At 56.0% G+C, this 20,293-nt stretch carries 18 protein-coding genes and 1 pseudogene; 8 read left to right on the forward strand and 11 right to left on the reverse strand.

The window, feature by feature from the left end:
* Nucleotides 1–3 precede the first annotated feature (3 nt).
* The 3 genes from CUR33_RS05245 to CUR33_RS05255 all read right to left on the reverse strand — a co-directional run bounded on the left by CUR33_RS05245 (nt 4) and on the right by CUR33_RS05255 (nt 2,720).
* The gene (locus CUR33_RS05245; RefSeq protein WP_143508056.1) at nt 4–693 is read right to left on the reverse strand and encodes a class I SAM-dependent methyltransferase; all 690 of its coding nucleotides are present in this window, start codon (nt 691–693) and stop codon (nt 4–6) included.
* Between the two features lie 82 nt (nt 694–775).
* Entirely contained in the window at nt 776–2,047 is a 1,272-nt protein-coding gene (locus CUR33_RS05250; protein WP_289238905.1) for a sensor histidine kinase, read from the reverse strand.
* A complete protein-coding gene (locus tag CUR33_RS05255) occupies nt 2,037–2,720 on the reverse strand; it encodes a response regulator transcription factor (RefSeq protein WP_289238906.1) in 684 nt (227 codons plus the stop codon). Before CUR33_RS05255 ends, CUR33_RS05250 begins: the two co-directional genes overlap by 11 nt.
* 105 nt (nt 2,721–2,825) lie before the next feature.
* Here CUR33_RS05255 and CUR33_RS05260 point away from each other — a divergent pair, with 105 nt between their 5' ends.
* The gene (locus CUR33_RS05260) at nt 2,826–4,784 is read left to right on the forward strand and encodes an LTA synthase family protein (protein WP_143508057.1); all 1,959 of its coding nucleotides are present in this window, start codon (nt 2,826–2,828) and stop codon (nt 4,782–4,784) included.
* 118 nt (nt 4,785–4,902) lie between these two features.
* Here the strand turns inward: CUR33_RS05260 and CUR33_RS20680 are convergent.
* A pseudogene (locus tag CUR33_RS20680) lies at nt 4,903–5,066 on the reverse strand (DNA polymerase V subunit UmuC); the annotation flags it as partial.
* 383 nt (nt 5,067–5,449) lie between these two features.
* Here CUR33_RS20680 and CUR33_RS05270 point away from each other — a divergent pair.
* Complete coding sequence (locus tag CUR33_RS05270; RefSeq protein WP_185965360.1) at nt 5,450–5,602, forward strand: hypothetical protein; 153 nt, start codon at nt 5,450–5,452, stop codon at nt 5,600–5,602.
* A 108-nt stretch (nt 5,603–5,710) separates the two neighbouring features.
* Here the strand turns inward: CUR33_RS05270 and CUR33_RS05275 are convergent, their stop codons facing one another.
* From CUR33_RS05275 to CUR33_RS05285, 3 genes are all read right to left on the reverse strand, one after another.
* Complete coding sequence (locus CUR33_RS05275) at nt 5,711–5,848, reverse strand: hypothetical protein (RefSeq protein WP_289238907.1); 138 nt, start codon at nt 5,846–5,848, stop codon at nt 5,711–5,713.
* 150 nt (nt 5,849–5,998) lie between these two features.
* Nucleotides 5,999–8,077, reverse strand: coding sequence for an LTA synthase family protein (locus CUR33_RS05280; RefSeq protein WP_374725300.1), 2,079 nt, complete (start codon nt 8,075–8,077; stop codon nt 5,999–6,001).
* 8 nt (nt 8,078–8,085) lie between these two features.
* Complete coding sequence (locus CUR33_RS05285; RefSeq protein ID WP_289238909.1) at nt 8,086–9,015, reverse strand: hypothetical protein; 930 nt, start codon at nt 9,013–9,015, stop codon at nt 8,086–8,088.
* Between the two features lie 270 nt (nt 9,016–9,285).
* Between CUR33_RS05285 and CUR33_RS05290 the strand changes: the two genes are divergently transcribed.
* Nucleotides 9,286–10,935, forward strand: a complete 1,650-nt coding sequence (locus CUR33_RS05290) for a phosphoethanolamine transferase (RefSeq protein ID WP_289239506.1) — start codon at nt 9,286–9,288, stop codon at nt 10,933–10,935.
* Nucleotides 10,936–10,969: 34 nt separating this feature from the next.
* Nucleotides 10,970–11,743: a COG4705 family protein gene (locus CUR33_RS05295; RefSeq protein ID WP_289238910.1), complete on the forward strand. Its 774-nt coding sequence runs from the start codon at nt 10,970–10,972 to the stop codon at nt 11,741–11,743.
* A 157-nt stretch (nt 11,744–11,900) separates the two neighbouring features.
* Here CUR33_RS05295 and CUR33_RS05300 read toward each other — a convergent pair whose 3' ends face one another.
* The 3 genes from CUR33_RS05300 to CUR33_RS20605 all read right to left on the reverse strand — a co-directional run bounded on the left by CUR33_RS05300 (nt 11,901) and on the right by CUR33_RS20605 (nt 16,416).
* Nucleotides 11,901–13,697: a UvrD-helicase domain-containing protein gene (locus CUR33_RS05300; RefSeq protein WP_160085580.1), complete on the reverse strand. Its 1,797-nt coding sequence runs from the start codon at nt 13,695–13,697 to the stop codon at nt 11,901–11,903.
* The gene (locus CUR33_RS05305; RefSeq protein WP_160085579.1) at nt 13,698–15,833 is read right to left on the reverse strand and encodes an ATP-dependent nuclease; all 2,136 of its coding nucleotides are present in this window, start codon (nt 15,831–15,833) and stop codon (nt 13,698–13,700) included.
* Between the two features lie 400 nt (nt 15,834–16,233).
* Nucleotides 16,234–16,416 carry an antitoxin VbhA family protein gene (locus tag CUR33_RS20605; RefSeq protein WP_160085578.1) on the reverse strand — a complete coding sequence of 61 codons (183 nt, stop codon included), beginning with the start codon at nt 16,414–16,416 and terminating at the stop codon, nt 16,234–16,236.
* 467 nt (nt 16,417–16,883) lie between these two features.
* Between CUR33_RS20605 and CUR33_RS20610 the strand changes: the two genes are divergently transcribed.
* Complete coding sequence (locus CUR33_RS20610) at nt 16,884–17,045, forward strand: MbcA/ParS/Xre antitoxin family protein (protein ID WP_354000949.1); 162 nt, start codon at nt 16,884–16,886, stop codon at nt 17,043–17,045.
* 145 nt (nt 17,046–17,190) lie between these two features.
* Here the strand turns inward: CUR33_RS20610 and CUR33_RS05310 are convergent, their stop codons facing one another.
* Entirely contained in the window at nt 17,191–17,631 is a 441-nt protein-coding gene (locus CUR33_RS05310; RefSeq protein WP_289238911.1) for a hypothetical protein, read from the reverse strand.
* A 421-nt stretch (nt 17,632–18,052) separates the two neighbouring features.
* Here CUR33_RS05310 and CUR33_RS05315 point away from each other — a divergent pair, with 421 nt between their 5' ends.
* The 3 genes from CUR33_RS05315 (at nt 18,053) to CUR33_RS05325 (ending at nt 20,238) form a co-directional block, all read left to right on the forward strand.
* A complete protein-coding gene (locus CUR33_RS05315) occupies nt 18,053–18,490 on the forward strand; it encodes a S24 family peptidase (RefSeq protein WP_289238912.1) in 438 nt (145 codons plus the stop codon).
* Nucleotides 18,487–19,761, forward strand: a complete 1,275-nt coding sequence (locus CUR33_RS05320; RefSeq protein WP_289238913.1) for a Y-family DNA polymerase — start codon at nt 18,487–18,489, stop codon at nt 19,759–19,761. Before CUR33_RS05315 ends, CUR33_RS05320 begins: the two co-directional genes overlap by 4 nt.
* A gap of 255 nt (nt 19,762–20,016) precedes the next feature.
* Nucleotides 20,017–20,238: an AbrB/MazE/SpoVT family DNA-binding domain-containing protein gene (locus tag CUR33_RS05325; RefSeq protein ID WP_160085573.1), complete on the forward strand. Its 222-nt coding sequence runs from the start codon at nt 20,017–20,019 to the stop codon at nt 20,236–20,238.
* Nucleotides 20,239–20,293 lie beyond the last annotated feature (55 nt).

Here is a 20,293-nt window from a genome sequence, read left to right on the forward strand (position 1 = left end):
GACTCAGTCCTCCTTGCGCAACACATATGTGCGCCACATGGCGTAGCCTGGAAGAAAATCCAGGTGACCGACGACATGGAAACCGGTTTGTTTGAACTCCTCCTCGATAACAGACTTGGCTACGACAAAACGGTTTTGGTTTTGTGACGGCCGACCTTCATCTGCTCGCCGCTTTTCCAGGCGACGACGCTTCCATGCTTTGTAGTTGCCATCAACCCAGAGTGAAAGGATTACGCTATCGCGGCTGACGCGATGGAACTCACGCAAAATGGCCAAGCGGTGCTCAGATGATTCGATGTGATGCAGCAAGCGTATGCAGAAGATGCAGTCCACCGCATTGACACCTAGGTCAATATCAAACGCCGAAGTCTGGAAGGTATTGACTCGCGCGACTACCTCTGGATTTTGGGCGGAGCATGCGGTGTCAAGCATATCCACAGAGTTATCGGCGGCAAGGATCACACGATTGGGTTGCTCGCACAGCATGGACCAGAAACGTCCAGCACCACAGGCTAAGTCCAGCACCAGATTGGGATCATCCGCAATCTTTAGGGCCTTGCGCGCCACCTGAATCTCACGCCAGTGCGACAGCTGCCGAGCCAAACCATCCTGATGTTTGAATAGGTACTGCTGAGCATGCTCTTGGTCATATTTGCTCGAAAATTCGAGCTCGATGGGATTTGGTTTCGACATGGCGAAGCGTCCACAAGAAGGTACGCTCGTCACATTAGGGAGTTAGGCATCAAGGCCCTGTCAAAAGGATGTGAAAAAGTCGTCAAACAACGCTTTTCAAGGTTACGTTGAAGCATGCTCCCCCGTTGGGGAGGTTATGGACAGAGATCGTCCAGCCCTGCTTACTACAGATACGTTTAACTAATGAAAGCCCCAGTCCTAAGCCATCTCCCCGAGCTTGGGTACCGCGTATAAATGGCTGGAAAATCAGTTCGTGCTGCTCTAAAGGAATGCCGTTACCACTATCCTCAACGCGAAACTCTCCAGATCCTATTACGAGACGTACAAATCCACTCTCGGTGTAATGCAGTGCGTTTCGCAGAAGGTTGGCCATAACTGTGTTGAGAAAAGTAGGATTGTAGTGACCAATATCCGTACCCTCTTCAACGCACTGGAAATCAAGATTTTTTTCTCTGAGCATCGGTCCCCATCGCTCTGCTTGCTCAGTGGCAACCGTGGCTAAACTGCTACTCGCGACAAAGGCTGTTTCATTAGTTTTATCTCTGGCTAATTGCAGGAAAGTCTGAACTAGCTCGCGCATCTCCTCGCACGCTCGGCCTATACGTTCAATCTGTACACGCTCGCGCTGCTCAAGCTTCACCTCTGCAAGCAACTCACAGGAAGTGGCAATGATCATTAATGGGGTGCGCAATTCATGGCTGACATCACTGGTGAATAGCCGTTCACGTTCCAGAGAGTGACGTACTTGGCCTAGGGTGCTATCAAAGGCAGCTGCCAATTGACCAATTTCGTCATCAGGGTATTCGGGCGCAAGTGGCGGCGCCAAAGAGTGCAATTGGTCACGATGACGCACCTGCTGAGCCAAGCGACTGACCGGAGCCATCACCTTACGCGCCATGACGAGTCCGAGCCCCCATGCACCTGCGATGGTCAGTAGGAAGCCTGCTAGTACAACATCGAATAGAACCTGCTCGCGTGCCTCGAACTCGTGTTGTTCCTGCACCAATAGATAAGTCTGATTGTTGGTTTCCTGGACATAAACATAGAACGCCTCATTGCCATCGACCACCTCATTGAAGCCCTCTTCCAGATTCGCAAACTGCTCGGGAATGGCATATTCGGAATGGCCAGAGGAAAAAAAGCGGGTACTAGCGTCCAAGCGTGGTGGTTGGCCTCGATTGATGTCCTGGTGCAGCACGGTGTCCAGTTCCCGCTGTAACTCCTCGGAAATTAAGTGCTCTTCGACAAAATGCACCACCGCTGTGATGCCAATAGAAAAAGTACCGCTTACTATCGCCGTCATGAGTACAAAGGCAAGCAGGATGCGGCGTGCAAAAGGTTGTTTAGCTAACATCAGTTTTCTCCGCAAGGCGGTAACCCAAACCATGCTGGGTATGCAGCAGCTCCGCATTGAAGGGCTTATCGAGAACCTGACGGAGTTGGTGGATATGGCTTCTCAAGCTGTCACTATCGGGGCAGTCATCTCCCCAGAGCGCATCCTCCAGTACTTCGCGGCGTACTAAAGCCGGACTTTTCTGCATCAACACCGCTAATAGCTTTAGGCCAATGGGATTCAGCTTGAGCGGTCGGCCTGCTCGACTGACATGCAATGTATCCAGGTCATAGATCAGATCCGCTACTTTTAATTGGCGTTTTCGGCTGCCTTGGCTGCGGCGCAGAATCGCCTCGATACGCGCGACTAGCTCGGATAGAGCAAAGGGTTTGATCAGATAGTCGTCAGCCCCGACGTTGAGGCCGTGCAGCCTGTCATCAAGCGCATCACGGGCAGTCAGCATAAGGATTGGTACCTCGCTCTGGCCATCCTCGCGCAGACGTTTGCATACCTGATAACCGTCGATGCCCGGTAGCATGATGTCGAGCACAATCAAATCGTAGTGGCCTGTGCTGGCTAGGTGTAAGCCGCTCAAGCCATCCTGCGCGCAGTCGACGCCGAAGCCCTTTAACTGCAGGTAGTCCAGTACATTGGCCAGGATGTCGCGATTGTCTTCGATGACTAGAATACGCATCGGTTAAATACTCTTTGATTTTGACGTTTTTTTCACGTTGTTTTGACAGGCTACTAACAGAGGCAAATGCAGGCTGCGGCCCGTTCATCCAGAAAGGATCATACGATGCCCCTGCTTCATTATGCGCAAGTTCGCTACTTATCCATCGTCATACTGACGTGGCTAACGTTATTCGCTCTGACTCGTAGCCTGTTGCTGGCTAGCCACTTGGCAGATGCGAATATCAGCATTTCGAACCTAGTAGGCTTGTATGCAGTAGGTCTGATCTACGACTTGAGCTTCCTGCTTTACGCGACCTTGCCAATGGCGCTTTACCTGCTGCTTTGCCCGCGCAAGTTATGGCAGCAGAGCTGGCACAAGAAGTTGATGGCCTGCGTAATGGGGCTCAGCTTTTATGTAATGCTTTTCACTGCTGTTGCTGAATGGTTGTTCTGGGACGAGTTCGGCGTACGCTTCAATTTCATCGCTGTCGATTACCTGGTGTACTCAGAGGAGGTGATCAACAACATTCTGGAGTCCTATCCGATTTACCCCTTGCTAGCACTCCTCGCCATATTGGCTATTGGCCTGACACTCACTTTTCGAAAAACGCTTGCAGCAGCCTTGGACGCTCCAAGCATGGCACCCAAGCAAGCATTTTATAGTCTGGTCGCTATGCTCTTGCTGGTTGGTCTTTGTAGCGGCTTTGTCGGGCAGAACGCACCCCGTGGATTAGGCGGTAATGCCTATCAGCGCGAGCTGGCGAGTAATGGTCCTTTCCAGTTCTTTGCCGCATTTCGGAATAATGAACTGGACTACCAGCAGTTTTATTCGACCCTCCCGGAATCCGACGTCGCTGGGTTGTTGCGAAGCGAGGTGAGCGAGCCCAATGCCCGTTTCATAGGCAGTGATGCGCTAGACATTCGCCGAGAAATCGATAATCCAGGGCAGCCAAAACGCCTGAACGTAGTTCTGGTCACCATCGAGAGTTTGAGTGCCAAATACTTGGGGAGTTTCGGTGACAGCCGCGGATTGACTCCGAATCTGGACGCGCTGCGAAAGCAAAGCCTGGCATTCAGCAATTTTTTCGCCACGGGCACCCGAACTGATCGTGGCCTAGAAGCCATCACCCTTTCTATTCCACCAACGCCGGGACGTTCAATCGTCAAACGTATCGGTCGTGAAGCTGGTTATGCGAGCCTGGGTCAGCAGTTCGCAGCCCAAGGGTACGACAGTGTATTTCTCTACGGCGGCCGTGGTTACTTCGACAATATGAATGCTTTCTTCGGCGGCAATGGTTATCGCATTGTTGACCAAAGCAGTGTTGCCGAGGCTGACATCGCCTTCAAAAACGCCTGGGGCATGTCGGATGAAGACCTATATATGCAAACCCTCAAAATTGCGGATGCCGACCATAAAGCAGGCAAACCTTTTTTCCTGCAATTGATGACCACCTCAAATCATCGGCCCTATACCTACCCTGAAGGCCGCATCGACATACCTTCCGGTGACGGTCGCGAAGGAGCTGTGAAGTACACCGACTACGCCATTGGCCAACTTATAGCCCAAGCGCGTGGAAAACCCTGGTTTAAGGACACGCTATTCATATTTGTCGCCGACCACACAGCAGGAAGCGCCGGTAAGGAAGATTTGCCGGTGGCCAACTACCACATACCTCTGTTTATTTATGCTCCGGAGCAAATCGAACCTAGGGAGTTCACTGATGTTGTCAGTCAGATCGACCTGGCTCCAACTTTACTGGGCATGCTCAATTTCGACTACGTCTCGACGTTTTTCGGGCGCAACGTGTTGCGAGAGGATCGTAATGCTGGGCGCGCCCTGATCGGTAACTACCAGCATTTGGGGCTTTTCGATGGCAACAATCTTGCGATTCTCAGTCCGAGGCGAGGAATGCGTAAACATCAAGATGCTCTGGGGCTGAGCATAGAGTCGATTGTTGGCACCGATGACAGACTGATGCGTCGTGATATTGCTTACTACCAGGGGGCCAGCCATGCGTTCCAGAAAGGGCTCATGGCTTGGCAGCCAGAGGAACTGCGGGATGAAGATCTTAGTGCGCGCTAACCCTCTCATGCATTAAAGGCACCGCCTTGCGGTGCTTTAATACAGAGCTATGTTAATGACGGCTCTGAGCGCCACTAAACCATGGCGTTTAGGTCGCCAAGAATCTCATGGAAAGGGCACCTATCTTCACGAAGGGTTCTTCATCGGCAGGGCGTGCAATTACAAAGCCGCCGTTGTTGCTTAACAAGACGATGTGATGCGCTGGAGGTAAGACCGAGTTATCCGCTCACAGCTTACGTAAAAGCTGTTGCAGTCGATAATGGCAAACACCGGCTCAGGCATGTGTACTGTGATGATGCAGACTATGGCTCACAACGCCCCAGATCATCAGTTCGTCATCATCTAGTACGTTGTGCGGCGCGTAATCAGTGGGCTCGGATTGCAGCACATACGACTTATGGCATCTGCCCAAGCGTCAGATGAATAACGTCGCTACTTAAGCAGGTCACCACTACGTCTCCAGGCTTTGCTCCCAGCATCACAACTGACGATTAGGTAGTCACCTTCTAAGATACCCGCCCCGGTCATGTTGTCACCGCTGATTAGCAAGTCGTAGGTGGGCGGGCATTAATATCTAGCAGCCCATCGAGGTACAACTCGTGTCCCCTGTGATCCATCGCAGGGCTGGGAACACCGGACTGAATACATTCGTCCTCAACCTCCGCGTGGCTGCTAATAACGCCAGTGCTGTATCCTGTCTCAGCCTGGCGCAGTCTTACCAGTTGCCGTCGACCCAGGCGGTGATGATCATGCTATTGCTGATGACTCGGCTGAACTCACGCATCATGGCCAGTCTGCGTGGTGCATCGGCAATCTGATGCAAGGCGTGCAGGCAGACAATTCATCCCACAGCATTCCGCCCGAGTCTAATAGAGCCCCACTCAATCCCCACACCTGCACTGTGCGCCGGTCAGCGCCTGCGGCAGCTATTCAGCGTTGCTATGGACGGCAATCACCACACGGCTGTCGCTGATGTTCAGTATCGGCCAGACGCCATTGGCAGCGCAGAATATGCCGAGCACTAGGCTCGGTTCGCCGGCCATTTTCAGCGCGTTATTGATCATCTGCCCAGCGCGCTACTAAGTCACGCGCTGGGTAATACTGCTCAGCATCCGCCCGGCAGGCGTCTTGCAAACCTCGATGTGCGTTTGCTGCGGCGAACTGTGCGGGTGGCTCGATATAGGGCCGTCCGGATTACCTCGATCTTGGCGACGTTATGGGTTGTCTTGTGCGGCGGTCTGGCGCGTGATGGGTTGCGTATCGCCGACCCCCGCGGTGTTGCTCAATAGGCTCTGGGTGGCGATTTGTAAAAAGGCCTGCAGACGCGACAGTAAATGATCTTGCAGCGCGGCGTTGTCAGTTGGCTCTATGCCTGCGTTTTCATGCAGCTTGTAGTTATACAATCGCGGTGCGCCTTCCCGTGGCTGGATCAGCAGGTTGCTGCCGGAAACCAAAGCGACTGTCTGATCGCTGCCGGAGGGCTTGATCACGCCAATGCCCGGATCGGCCGAGTCAAGCGCCAACAGGTCACGGCCCCAGCATTGCTGCTGCACCGGGCCGCCAAGGCGGCCCATGATGGTGGGGACGATATCCAGTTGGGTGCCGGCAATGTCATTGCGGGTGCCGAATTGTTCTTGAACCCCAGGGGCAATCACCAGCAGTGGCACATGGAAGCGGTACAGGTCGATATCACTAAGCTGTTCGGGGCTGCCAAAACCATGGTCGCCGACGATCACGAACATCGTGTCTTTGAAATAAGGGGCCTTGCGCGCCTTCTCGAAAAACTGGCCCAGGGCCCAATCCGAATAGCGCATGGCCGTGAGGTGTTCGTCGTTGGAGCCGAAACCGCTGACCGGCTCTACCGGCAGTGGGTCTGGCAAGGCGTAAGGTGTGTGGTTGGATAGGGTTTGCAGCAGGGCATAAAACGGCCGCTGGCGGTCCATCTTGCGCAGCTCTTGGTCGGCGCGGTCAAACATATCCTGGTCAGAAACGCCCCAGGTCGGGTCGGAAAACACTGGGTCGACATAATCGTTGCGGCCAATAAAGTGGCTCATGCCCTGGTTACCGAAGAAGCCCTTCTGGTTATCCCAGCCAAAGTCGCCGTTGTACACGTAGAGGTCGTCAAAGCCTCGATCACCCAGCAACTGCGGCAGCCCAGAGAAGTCATGGGAGCCTTCCGGGCTTTGCATCAAATACTCGAAGCCGGGTAGGTTGGGGAAGCAGGCCATGGTGGCAAACATGCCTTGATGGGTGTGGGTGCCGTTGGAGAAATAACGGGTAAACAGCAGCCCTTCTTTAGTCAGACGGTCGAAGTTGGGGGTGATGTCGCCTCGTGCACCAAGGGCGCCGACATAGTGCCCGGCGAAGCTTTCCATCAGGATCACCACCACATTGCGTACCGGCAACTGCAGGTGTGGCTTTGGTGTGCTGATCCTGCGGATCGCCGCCTCGCCGCTGTCGATAAGCAGATCCTGCGGGGTCAGCAGCATCTGCCGTACCAGGGCTTGCGCTTCGGCACTTGGCAAGCGGGCTTTCCATTGATTGTCGCGGTGGTCAGACCAGCGCGCTTTACCCGCATCAATCAGCGTCAGGGTGCCGTTAAGGCCCAGTTGGTTGGCAAATACCGACTCGGTGGTGCTGGCGTCGCCCCAGCGCAGCGGCGGCCCCTGACGCAGAGTGCCGCGCACAGCGAGTACGGCGAGGAACAGGCAGAGGGTGAGGACGCTGATGCGCCAGTACCAGCGCTCGCCTGCCGCTGCACTGAGACGCGGGTCTGCCGGCGGGGTCAGTCGATGGATGGCTTGCAGGGCTTTGAACAGCAGCCAGCTTGCCACTGCCCAGGCGATCAGGTAGCGAGCGACCGGAAAACCATGCCAGAGCATGCTCATGACGGTAGCAGGATCTTCGCCGAGGTATTGAAACACCAGCGCGTTGAGGCGCTGGTGAAATTCGCGGTAGAAGTCCAGTTCCAGTACGCCGAGGAACAGGGTGAGGCTGATCACCACGCTGAGCCAGGTCAGTTGCCAGGTGCGCGCCGCCATCAAGCGCCGGCTGCCGATCACCAAAATCAGCGGCGCGAGGGCAAAAGTCACCAGGCGCAGATCAAATCGTAGACCGTTACCGAAGGCTTCCAACAAGTCGTTGGCTGTGGTGTCACCAATCAGCTCATGGTTATAAGCCAGTAACACTAGGCGCAGCAGGCTGTACAGCACGATTAACAGGACACCGCTTAGGGCCGTGAACAGCAGGTGTTGACGCAAGCCGTTGTGGCCTGAGGCAGAGCGAGTAGACATGGCGGACATCAATCAGTTTCCTGTGGGTCGCGTTGCAGGCTCAGCACGCGGTTGCGGCCTTGCTCGGCCAATAGATAGTGGCCAGGGCGCGTTTCGATCAAGGTTTGTGCCGAACGCAGGTGTGACAATACGGTATGCAACTGGCCGTCCGGGGCCAGCCGCAACAGACGGGCCATATGCGTGGCATCTTCGGTGATCCACAAACCCTCGTTGTTGCACAGCAGAAAACCGGGTTGGTTAAGGCCCGTCAGCACCACGCTGTCATGACCTTCAGCGTGTAGCTGAGAAACCGTGCCGCTGCTCTTCTCGCTATAGAACAGGAGGCCGTCGGGACAGGCGGTAATGGCTTCGGCTTGATCCAGGCCGGTGCGCAGAACCACGGTAGTGTCGTTGCTGGGGTCGTAGCGCAACAGGCGGCCATCGCCATGACGGTCTTCAATGGCATAGAGGTAGCGACCATCATTGGCCAGACCCTCAACATTGCTGCCGGCAAACAGCTCGACGGTGCGCTGCGGTGTCCGCCAGAGCACGGGCTCATCGCCTTGCTCCTGGCTGAACACCACGCCACCGTGGAAGCTGACCATGCCGTCTGGCTTGGACAGGCCAGCTTCTACCGGTTCAAGGCTGCCGTCAGCGCTGTAACGCAGAATTCGTCCCTCACCACTTTGCAGTTCCTCGCTGAGCAGGAGGCCGCCTTCGGCATCCAGAGCGATGGCGCTGACTTTCTCGATATCGTTGAGCAGAACCTCATAGCGCCAGCCCGTTTCGGCCACCGCAGGGTAAAGGTGACGCCAGCCCATGTAGCTGAACGTCGCGAGCAGCACGATCATCAGTACTTGCGCTACCCGTAGCCAGCCGAGTTTGCCGCGCAGTTTGAGGCCATGCAGCACGCCGGAGTGAGTCGGCAGCGGCTTGTCGAGTAATGAAGAGGGCAGCATGGGCAATATCCATCGGTAGACACTGCTTGCATCCTAGAAGGTAGGCATTCAATTCCATGTCAAAAGAATGTGAAAAATTCGTGAGTTCTGCGCTGCTCACACATGACCGGGGTGTATCCGCAGGCTACGGGCTGAACACTGAGGCGCGGCAGTGACCACTCAACAGTTTTTTCACATCCGCCCGACAGGCATTTCACATCGGCCTGAGTAGATTTACGGCAGTCTCGTAATCTACCCAGGTGCTTTGTGCGTGAATCAACTCTTAAGCGTGTGGCCTTAAGCCGTAACGTGCTAACCATGCTGGTTGCTTTGTGGCTGATGCTGACCATGAACCTGCCGTTCTGGCACAGCGTCTGGCAGGGCGTGGGCGGCATGAGCAATGACAGCCCGCTGTTCCTGCTAAGCCTGCCGCTGTTTGTTTGGATCTGGCTCTACCTACTGCTCAGCCTGCTGGCCTGGGGGCGGCTGACAAAACTGGTTCTGGGCGGGCTAGTGCTGGTATCGGCCGGAGCCAGCTATTTTATGAACAGTTACGGCATCGTCATCGACTACAACATGCTCACCAACATGCTACAGACTGATGTGGCAGAAGCCACGGAGCTGTTCAATGGTCGCCTGCTGCTTTGGCTTTTGTTGTTGGGCGTGCTACCTGCGCTATTGATCAGTCGTATACCAACTCGCCCACTCACATGGCGGCGGGAGCTGGCCGCCAAGCTGGGTAGCATGGCTGTACTGTTGGGGGTATTTGCCGTGCTGGTCATGAGCCAGTACCAGCCTTACGCCTCACTGATTCGTAACCACCGTGAGGTGCGCCTGATGCTGATACCGTCGAATGTGGTCGGAGCCGTGCATGGCTACCTCAAGCGCGAGCTGGCTGCACCGGTCACGCTGGAAGTGGTTGGCGCCGACGCACATCGCATAAGTGTGGTAGGCACAAACCACCGGCCGCTGGTGACTGTAGTGGTGGTGGGTGAAACGGCGCGTGCGGCGAACTTCTCGCTCAACGGTTATGCTCGCCCGACCAACCCAAAGCTGGCCAAGCGCGATGTGATCAACTACCCGCAAGCTTCTTCCTGCGGCACCGCCACGGCGGTTTCGGTGCCCTGCATGTTTCAAGACGTCGGCCGGGCAGATTACAAGGAGTCGATGGCCGGCAATCGCGAAGGCATGCTCGACGTATTGCAGCGTGCCGGTGTTGGCGTGCTCTGGCGCGATAACAACTCCGGCTGTAAAGGTGCCTGTGATCGGGTTCCCAGTGAGGATGTCTCGCACCTTAAGCTTGCCGAGTACTGCGCCGATGGCGAGTGCCACGACGAGGCGCTGTTGCACAACATGCAGGCCTACCTGGACAGCATCGAGCGTGACACCGTGGTGGTATTACACATGAAAGGCAGCCATGGCCCGGCCTATTACAAGCGCTACCCTGCAGCGTTTGAGCGCTTCACTCCAGTGTGCAAAAACGTGCAACTCGATCGCTGCGACACCGCCAGCATCGTCAATGCCTACGACAACAGCCTGCTATACACCGACCATGTGCTGGCCGCCACCATCGATCTGTTGCGCAACAATGCAGCGAGGTTGGACACGGCCATGCTCTATATGTCGGACCACGGCGAGTCCCTCGGTGAGCTCGGCATGTACCTGCATGGGGTGCCCTACGCCATGGCCCCAAGTGAACAGACCCACGTGCCGATGGTGCTGTGGTTCTCCGACGGCATGCAGCGCAGCAGCGGTATCTCAGCTGACTGCTTGCGTCAGCAAGCTGGCCAGCCGGTGTCGCAAGACAACCTGTTCCACTCGGTGATCGGCCTGATGGGTGTACGCACGTCGGTCTATCAGCCGCAGCTGGATATATTTCGTGGTTGCATGCCGTCCACTGTGGCTCTGCAAGTTGAGCGCAGTGAACAGCGTGTTGATTAATCCAGTACAGCCCGACTCCACGAGAGATGATGTGATGCACGCTGTCCAAAGTGAAGAGATTGCGCTGAATAAAGTGCCGGCGGTGACGCTGGTGTTCTGGTTGATCAAGATTTTGTCCACCACGGTAGGGGAAACCGGTGCCGATTTTCTAATTTTCAAGCTGCATGTCGGCCTGCCCGTCACCACGCTGATCATGGGTGCACTGTTGTTGCTGGTCATGGCACTGCAGCTGCGTCGCACACGTTACGGGCCTTGGGCTTACTGGTTGTGCGTGGTGCAGGTGAGCATTTTTGGCACCTTGCTGACCGACAGTTTAGTGGACACCTACGGGGTGGCACTAACCACCACCACGATGTTTTTCAGTGTGGCGTTGGCGCTGACATTTGCGCTCTGGTATGCCTGCGAAGGGAGCCTTTCGATCCGCAGTATTTATCGGGGGCGACGTGAGTATTTTTACTGGTTGGCCATTCTGATGACCTTTGCCTTGGGCACGGCGGCAGGCGACTGGTTGGCTGAGGAAATGCGCCTGGGTTATGCCATGTCTGCACTACTGTTCTTGGCTGCAATTGGCTTGGTGGGCATGTCGCATTACCTGTTCAAGCTCGGTACTGTGCCAAGCTTCTGGATGGCTTACATTCTCACCCGACCGTTTGGCGCGTCCTGCGGCGACTGGTTGTCGCACTCAGTGGCCAAAGGCGGTCTGGGCCTTGGTGTAGTAGGCACCAGTGAAGGATTTGCCGTGATTATTGTTGCGCTGGTGGCCTGGTCGACTTTGCAGCAGCGCGCGACGCCATCGTCAGCAAAATGAACTAAGTGAGCACAGGTCTCTGCGTTTATAAAACTATCTAGTGAATGATTCGGCCAGTCTTTCATAGACGTTCAATGACTGCTTTTGGCCGCCAGCTGCCGGTCGAGATAGGCAGAAATCGGCCAGGAGCGGTCACTTGCGACCAGATTCTTACCCGTCAAGAAAGCTGGTCGTACCGGAATGCACATCCAGTAAGTACGTCGGTTGGTTGATAATCTCCGCTCCAGCCTCGACTACGACCGCGCTCAGAGATCAGATGTAGGTTCTTTCTGGCCCGCGACGACACCACATACATGAGCTTCTTAGCTGTCTCGGCCTGGTTCGGATCGCTGAAATGGGGAACCATCCCTTCTAGCAGGCCATAGGCGATCACTGCGTCATACTCAGCGCCCTTGACCCCGTGGATCGTCGATACGGTGATTCCAGTCCGGTCCGCAAAGACCTTCCTGAACATCGCCAATTCAGCGATCGCCTCAGCGCCTTCCTTGATGAGCTTGTCAATGCGCTTCTGCGAGCACTCAAAGAAAGCGTCGTGATGCTCCTGGAGTGCCGCGCAGGTGTGGCGATCGATTCCTAAAGTGGAACATAGCTGGTCGAAGAACACCCGGAGGAAGACAAGGCCATCGGTCTCGGTGACGGTGATGGCGTTGCAGGCGCGCAGCAGTGTCTTGCGGTCCAAACCTGGAACCTCGACGCCCGCCTCGCTGAGGTCAGCGATTATCTCTCCCGCCCATCGCATCCGGCGTACATAGAGCTGTGGGGACGCCTCCGTCAGAATGATCCGAGCGAGCTTGTACCAGAAATTGTCGACGTCGCGCGCAAAGGGCACCATGCCCGGGCCGTCGAACGAATAAGCTGGAAGCGCCGCGACCAGCCTGCGTGTCATGCTTGCGAGATGGACCCACCAAGGCGCAACGATACAGACCTCATGCTGAGCGATCCCGAGCGTTTCGACGTTGAATTTGATGAGCCTTACAAGCTCTTCCTCCAGCGCGTCGCGGTGCGTCTGGTGATCGAACGACACCACGCTCGCGTAGTCTTTGCTCCTCCCCACCGCCTCGATCTTCGAAGGCCAGACGTTGTAATTGCCGAAATAGCTCACAATGCGCGATGACGACCGGTAATTGTCTGACAGCTCCATTTCATTGAAGGCGATGCCGCACTGCGTCCCAAAGTCCGCCGCCGTAATCGCATAGCCGCCAAGCGAGCCATAGATTGCCTGATTAGGATCGCCTACCACGAAGGCGGACGCACCGCGTTTCGACGCTTTCAGGATCGACGCGAGGATCGCATATTGGATTTCCCGCGTATCCTGAAATTCATCGAGGAGTACGCATTCGAAGATCGAACCCAGCAGCACGCTGATCGACGGATTATTCTCGATGAGTTGATAGGCGTAGAAAAGGATCAGTTCAAAATCGACCTGCCGCTCGGCACGAAGCGCCTTCCAATATGCCCGCAAAACTCCCCTAATTGCTTCATGCTTGTCGGTCTTGTTGCATGTCAGGACATAGCCGTTCGGCTTGAAATAATATGCGCAGTCGAAGCTACTGAGCTTAGTGCCCTGCACCGCGCTGCAGAGTTCCTCGTGCATTCGTTCGGTGTCATGGGCATTGATCACCCGGAAACCGTGCTTGAGCGCCGAGTGATAGATTCCGTAGGGCTTTAAGATCCATTCGAGACAGAAGGAGTGGATCGTGCCAATCCAAAGCTGGCTCGTATCGACGCCAAGCTGCTCGATCCGTTCGTGAATCTCATCCGCAGCCCGGTGCGTGTAGGTGATCGCGACGACGCGTTTTTTGTCCGACTTAAGCTCCGACAACAGGCGGGCGATCTTGTAGGTGAGGGTTCTCGTTTTACCGCTCCCCGGGCAGGCAACGAGGAAGACGCTGCCTGGATGCTCGATGGCTGCGACTTGGGCGTCGTTCAGATCTTTCCTGTCCCAGACAAACATCTAGAAGCTCGCCAGGATCGTGTTGATGCCGTCGGCCGGAAAGGCCTGTAGCATTTCGGCGCGGACCCCTGCAAAGTCGATCTCGCCGCGATAGTAGCGTCTGATTTGCGCGCGCATCGCGTCGATGTCCACTACCGCGTGTAGTTGTGACTCAGCAAGAACCGAGACCCGATAGTCCAGGACACGCGCCCATGTCTGGATGGATACCGGGAGATGTGCTTGGAAGATGGCGTCGAGGATGTAATCCGGAATGACAGTTTCTGGCGTGATCATTCGCCCCAGGATGATGGCGAACCACCCCTTTCCGGCGTAACGTGCCATCGTCAGCACGCGCGTCCCGAAACGTGCGATATCGCCCGATTCCAGCTCCATCTTAGACGTCGCGATGGTGCCGCTATCCTTATAGACGTCGCCCAGCACCGAAACGACAGTGCCGACATTGCCGGCGGAGACGAAATCGACCTCGAAAGTGTGGTCGGCGAAGTGCGCCGACAACCAGGGATTCCCGTCACACAACTCCTTGAGCACTGCCTGGCGCTGGAGTCCAGCGATCTGTGACCCCAGTGCCTTCTTCTTTGCGGCCGCCTTATCGTCACTGTCGAGTATGTCCTTGGTCGTATCGATAAACGCGCGGTCAAGGTCGGTGATGATCGCGCAGCGCTTGCGGATGCGCTCGTTATGGAAAAGCACCGCAACATTCTCGAAGCCGGTGCTCCGGATGTTGATCAAGCTGATCCCCAGCTCGTCCAGGCTGAGCCCGAACACTTTTTTAACGAGGATCGGGATGAGGATCTCCTCGGCGTCGCCCTCGACCAGGACCACGCTCTTGGCGAAGAGCAGATTGCTGCGGACCGCATCGAGGTAGCGCTGGATATTGCCAATCTGGCCGGAGTCAAGTCCCGCAGATGGCTGAAACACCTCGCATCGTCCGTCCTGCCGGCCGAGGATGTTGATGTTCACGACGTTGTTCACTTCGGATATGTGGGTCGAATGGGTCGAATAGATGATCTGGGTGTCATCAAAATTCAGCCGGTCGAACAGCGTTTTCTGGATATGGGTGTGGATGTGCGCCTCCGGCTCCTCGATCACGAGGAAATTGGCGAAGGACTCTTTCTGCTTCTGATATTTGAACTCGAGCAGCTTCAACGTCAGGTAGATTAGGTTTGCACCGCCCAGGCTCAACTCGTGAATCGCGCCCTCATATTCTTCCTCGTTCTCGCCCACAAACAGCTTGAGCGACTGGAAAAGGCGGTCGGCCTCGTCGGACAGATCCGAGCGGATCGAAAGTGATCGCGGGGAGTAGGTCTCGCCTGCCGCATCGGTGATGGTGTCGCGGATATCGGTGCGGATGGTACCTACATCTGGTAGGCCCTCGATTGCATCGTTGAGCCCTTTGACGAGCGCGGTGATTGGCTCGAAGCTCTGCGGATCGATCTCACCGCTTCGACACTTGAGCAGAGTTAGGAGGGGGTTGGTGCGGTTGTTCTGGAAGTCGGAGACCACATCGCGCAGTGCTTGCACGAAGGTGAAGCACACTTCGCGCGAGATCGAGAGCATGCCCGGGATGACGCCCCCGATAGCGGGGTTCGTCAGTTCTTGGGGAAATAATACCGCGTCGAAGTCGCCAACCAGTTGCCTATAGGTTTCGGGATCGAGGAAGTTTGCGGTGCTCTTGCCGGTAAAGATCGTTTCATAATCCGAAATGGTGATCTTCGAACGTGCCTCGGCGAGTCCTTCCGTATCACCGGCGGCAAGGTCGGCCAGGGTCCGCCGGACTGCCGCCTTGGGGCGAAAAATAAGGTTGTAGGTCGCCTTGCCGATCGCACCGTCGGCGATGTTACCGGTCCCATGGAGAAAGAGGGACTGAATCGCCTCGTCTTGGGATACCTCATCGAACTCGAGGCTAATGACTATCCAGTGACCGCGCCAGTCGCCAAGGCCCCGGTGGAAGTCCTTCTCGTCGAGCCTATATGCCGCGCGCAGCAGCGTGTCGTCTAGCAAAAGACGCAACGCCCGGAACAGGTTTGTCTTGCCTGACCCGTTCTCGCCGATGATCGTGTTAACGCCCTTGTTGAAGACTACATTCGCGCATTCGAAATTCCGGTAGTTGACGAGTTGTAACCTTGAAATATGCACGAATAACTTACCCCGTTTAGCCGTAGCTCGTTATTTTAGCCTGCCCAATCGAGCTGGAGCATTGTGCGCTCCCGTGGCTTGGTGGTGAAGATGCGGCTCAATGGCTTAGCAAAGCACCGATCGAATCCTGCATTGTGGGCGAACACAAGCGCCGCTGGCCCTGCAAAGGCTGCAGCCCCTGCGATGTTGATCGGGTAGTAATCGGTGTAGACCAAGATATTGATGCTGACGGGGAAGTCCAGAACTGACTCTACTGCCAGTGAGTGGCTCCTGCCCTCCGTGGCCGACAGTTGCCGGCCACGGAGGGTAGGAGCCGGCGTTTAGGAGGGCGGACAAAGATTGGATAGGTGCGGCCATAGATTGGGCCAGAAAGGCCGTGGCGTGGAAGGAGTTGACTTACTCAGTCATGGATTCCGTAGCGAGCCTTTGCGGCTGCTACAAGTTCAGCCGAGGAAAGGCGGCCCTTCACATATTCAGCCATTTTCGAGGACATGAAAGCGCTCATGTGAGCGCCCGCAAGATTGTTGGTGGCCTGTACATGGGCTACGCGGCAGCGGCGTTGCGCTTCTTCGTGTGTTGGCATCTTGATCACCCAAAAGGATAAGGAGACTTTAGACGGGTAGGCGCTTCAACAACAATATCTACGGTTGGCCGACACCAGCCAGAAGCAGCTGGTCAGTTGGTGACTATGAAATTAGGGGCGATTCAGTTGGTTTGGAATCCGCCTCAGCACTTCAAGGGCTATGCTGCCGGGGGCGTATGGAAACACGCGCTTCACGCCCAACGCCAGGCCCAGCTGGTAGAGACAACTGTAGTGGTCTACTAATGCAAAAGCTCTACGATCGGCTAGGTTTGCCAAAAACTCATTACCGGATGCATCAGGCGGTGCTGGCCGGGCTTCCGGTTACGCTGGTTGCGGATCTGGCGCATGAACTGGGACTGCGTCGCACACAGGTCGCAACGTGGGTGGGAACCTCGTTTCGACACTCCGTGATGTCTGTCCGGACAGGCGAGGGGTTTTGTCGTCTAGTCGAGACCTTGGACGCCTTAATGGAACTCCATGAGGGAGATCTCGATGGCGCGCTCCGCTGGCTGACCTCACCGGTTCTGACGCTAGCCTCCGAGCGGCCGATCGATCTGCTCGTTACTGAGCCGGGCCGTAGGGCAGTACTGCAAGTGATTCACGCGCTCGAGCACGGCTTGCCGGCTTAGGGCCTGACCGCTCTAGGGCGAGCTTCATAGGCGTTTGTAGTCAATCATGGAGTCCTATTTTGGACGTCCGATTCGCTTCGCCTACTTTAGGCCGGAAGCAGCCTATGCCGACGGTGGACGACTAGATTCTAGATATTAGATTGCTCTAGGTGGTTTTAAGCTCTGCCAGCAATGGCCACCGATCATGAATCCATGCGTACTCCTCCGGCGGATCGGTGGTAACCACATACACTCGCCGTTGTTCCCCTTCACCAATTATCAGGCATTCCAACGCATACCCTTGCGGCACGTCGAACCAGTGTGACGGCCGGTTCTTGTCACCTAGCCGCCCTTCCTTTTCCATGAAGCGCTCCACCATGCCGAAGCCACGGCGCGGCTTGTATCTATCCCAACCACCAGCCTCCACTGTGCTGAGACGCGCCCAGCCACCCTGGGGGCTGCTGCCTGGCTCCTCTTTGCGCCTGCCCCAGTGAATCCAGTCCAGCTGACCGCTTCCTTCCATTTGAACTGGAATTGCTGCTTTGGGATTGGGGAAATAGATCCTCCAAACCTTGTCCGCCTCGCGAGCTTCTACTCCTCCGCACATAACTGGCCCTCCCACATTGCCTACCGCTGCAGGCTCGACTTCCGTCACCTTGTTCTAGACTACCGATGCAGGACGCATATTCCCTCAATAAGCAAAGGACTTGCCCCCATGGGATTTCTGACTGTCACCCGCCGCGAAGGCGAAATGATCCGCCTCACTATCGATCCCGGATTGATCCCGAAAAGCTCCTTAAGCAGCTGCTACGAGACGGGATCACCATCCATGTGGGCTTTACCGAATGCCATAGCCGAGCCCGCATCAGCATCGATGCGCCCAAACAGATCACCATTCTCCGCGAGGAGCTGATCAACGCCTGAATACTTGAGAGGGCGCCTCCTGTCGGCGCCCTCCTGGTCTCGGTTGACCAGCTCGGTGTCTTCTCGAATACTGTGTCTATATACAGTATTTTGGAAGTGCTCTGATGTCTCTTTCCATTCTTGCTCGTGGTGAGCGCATGCGGGAACGCCTGCTCACCGATGTGGCTGACCTGCGCATAACCGGTTTCCAATCGCCTGCTGAGGACGAAAAGGAGGAGGGTCTCTCCCTCGACCGCCTAACTGGTCTAGGTGCGCCTCATATCTGGGGCGTGCAGGTGCTGGATGACACGCTGCTCGGTTTTGGCATCTTCCCGGGTGACCGGTTGATCGTGAATCGTGCGGCATGCCAGCTAGATAACCGATTTGTAGTAGTCGACTTGGGCGGTGAGGGCTATCGAGTGCGCTTGGTTGCGCGGGATTTGTTTGGCGGGCGATGGTTGAAGGCGGCCGATCCGATTGTGCCGGACGTGCAGCTGGATGGTGATGTGGTTATCGAGGTGTGGGGCGTAGTGAGCTGGGTGGTCAGCCGCGTAGCGCCATGAACACTTCCCGCCGGGTGTTCGCGCTGATCGACTGTAATTCTTTCTACTGCAGCTGCGAGCGCATTTGCCAGCCGGGTCTGAAGCGCAGGCCAGTGGTTGTGATGTCCAACAATGATGGTTGCGTAATTGCGCGTACCTCAGAGGCTAAGGCCTTAGGCATTCCCATGGGGGCGTCGTTTAAGGATGTTCGAAAGGAGCTACGCAAACATGGCGTGATCGTGCGCTCCAGCAACTACACCCTTTATGCAGACATCAGCAATCGAGTCATGCGAGTAATGGCTGAGATGCTTCCAGGGATTGAGGTTTACTCCATTGATGAGGCATGGGGCGATATGACCGGAGTAGCCGACCCTGAGGCGCTTGGTCGTAATATCCGTGACCGCTTGGCGCAGGAGATTGGTATGCCGGTGGGAGTGGGCATCAGCACCACCAAAACGCTGGCTAAGTTAGCGAATTGGGCTGCGAAGAAATGGAAGGCCACCGGTGGCGTGCTAGACCTGACTGACCCAGTGCGTCAGGAAAAGTTACTGCGTTTGGCACCGGTATGGGAGGTATGGGGTGTAGGCCACCGTTCGGCAGCCAAGTTGGCCACTCTGAATATCTCCACGGCCTGGGATCTGGCGCAGTTCGATGCGGCAACGCTACGCAAGACCTTCGGTGTAACCATGGAGCGCACGGCTAGGGAGTTGCGTGGAGTTAGTTGTATTGGTTTCAAGCAGGGACCGCCACCGAAGCAGGCTATTTGCTCAAGCAAAATGTTTGGTAAGCGTCAAAAGGAGCTGCCGCCGATTCGTGAGGCACTCACTGCTTACGTGAGCCGGGCGGCTGAGAAGCTCCGCAGCCAGAACTCGTTGTGCAGCACGATTCAAGTCGGCCTACAGACGCAGCTGGCCGACCTCGACGGTCCGCGCTATGCCAACGCTATGACCTTAGCCCTCCCGGCACCGACCGATGACACCCGCGAGATTCTGGCGCTCGCCCAGCGTGGCCTGGAGCAAATCTTCCGGCCAGGTTATCCCTTCTCGAAATGCTCCATCTTGCTGATGGACTTGAGCCAGCGCGGTGAACTAACTGGCGACTTTTTTGAACTTGGGCCGCGTCCAGGCGCAGAGCGATTGATGGCCATAGTTGACCAGATCAATGAGAAGAACGGCCGGGGTACCCTACGCTTCGGCCGGGTGCCCAAGAAGCCGAAGTGGGCTATGCGCCGAGACATGTTAAGTCAGCGATACACCACGCGCTGGGAGGAGGTGATTTGCGTACGAGGATAGAACTAGGTCGGGCGTTGATACCTAGAAACCAAGACAGCTTCGTCTTCTGAACGAACCAAATTTCAGCGTCGAAAGCGCTCTTTCAAGGGCAAAAATCGCGATGGGACTTTTGCAGCAGCTTCGGCCCGAAGCTGCCACTCGCAAATGACTCAACCCGGCAAGAAGCAGTCTTTTCCGACTTACGATCTCGACTAGAGGCCTGACCTTGGCCTAAGGTCGACAGCGTCAGAGCGAGCAAGAAACTGGAGCGCGAAAATGGATACCAAACTAGCGACGATCGAAGATTGGGACGGCGATGGCGCAATCCGTATTCCTGATGAAGTTCTCCAGGAACTAGGTGTCGACGTAGGCGACACTCTCTATTTGATCGAGGAGTATGTCGGCACTGTTCGGTGCCTTATTCTCAGTAAGACACCTCGGGTTCCGGATCGTACAGATGAGCTGGCCGAGCACTGGAATCGGATTGGCGATGACTAATGCACGGCGCATGAGTGATGTGCAGATAGCATACGAGTTAAACAGCCCCGCCAAG

The sequence above is a fragment of the Pseudomonas sp. FEMGT703P genome, from assembly GCF_002786345.1.
GTDB classification, from domain to species: domain Bacteria; phylum Pseudomonadota; class Gammaproteobacteria; order Pseudomonadales; family Pseudomonadaceae; genus Aquipseudomonas; species Aquipseudomonas peli.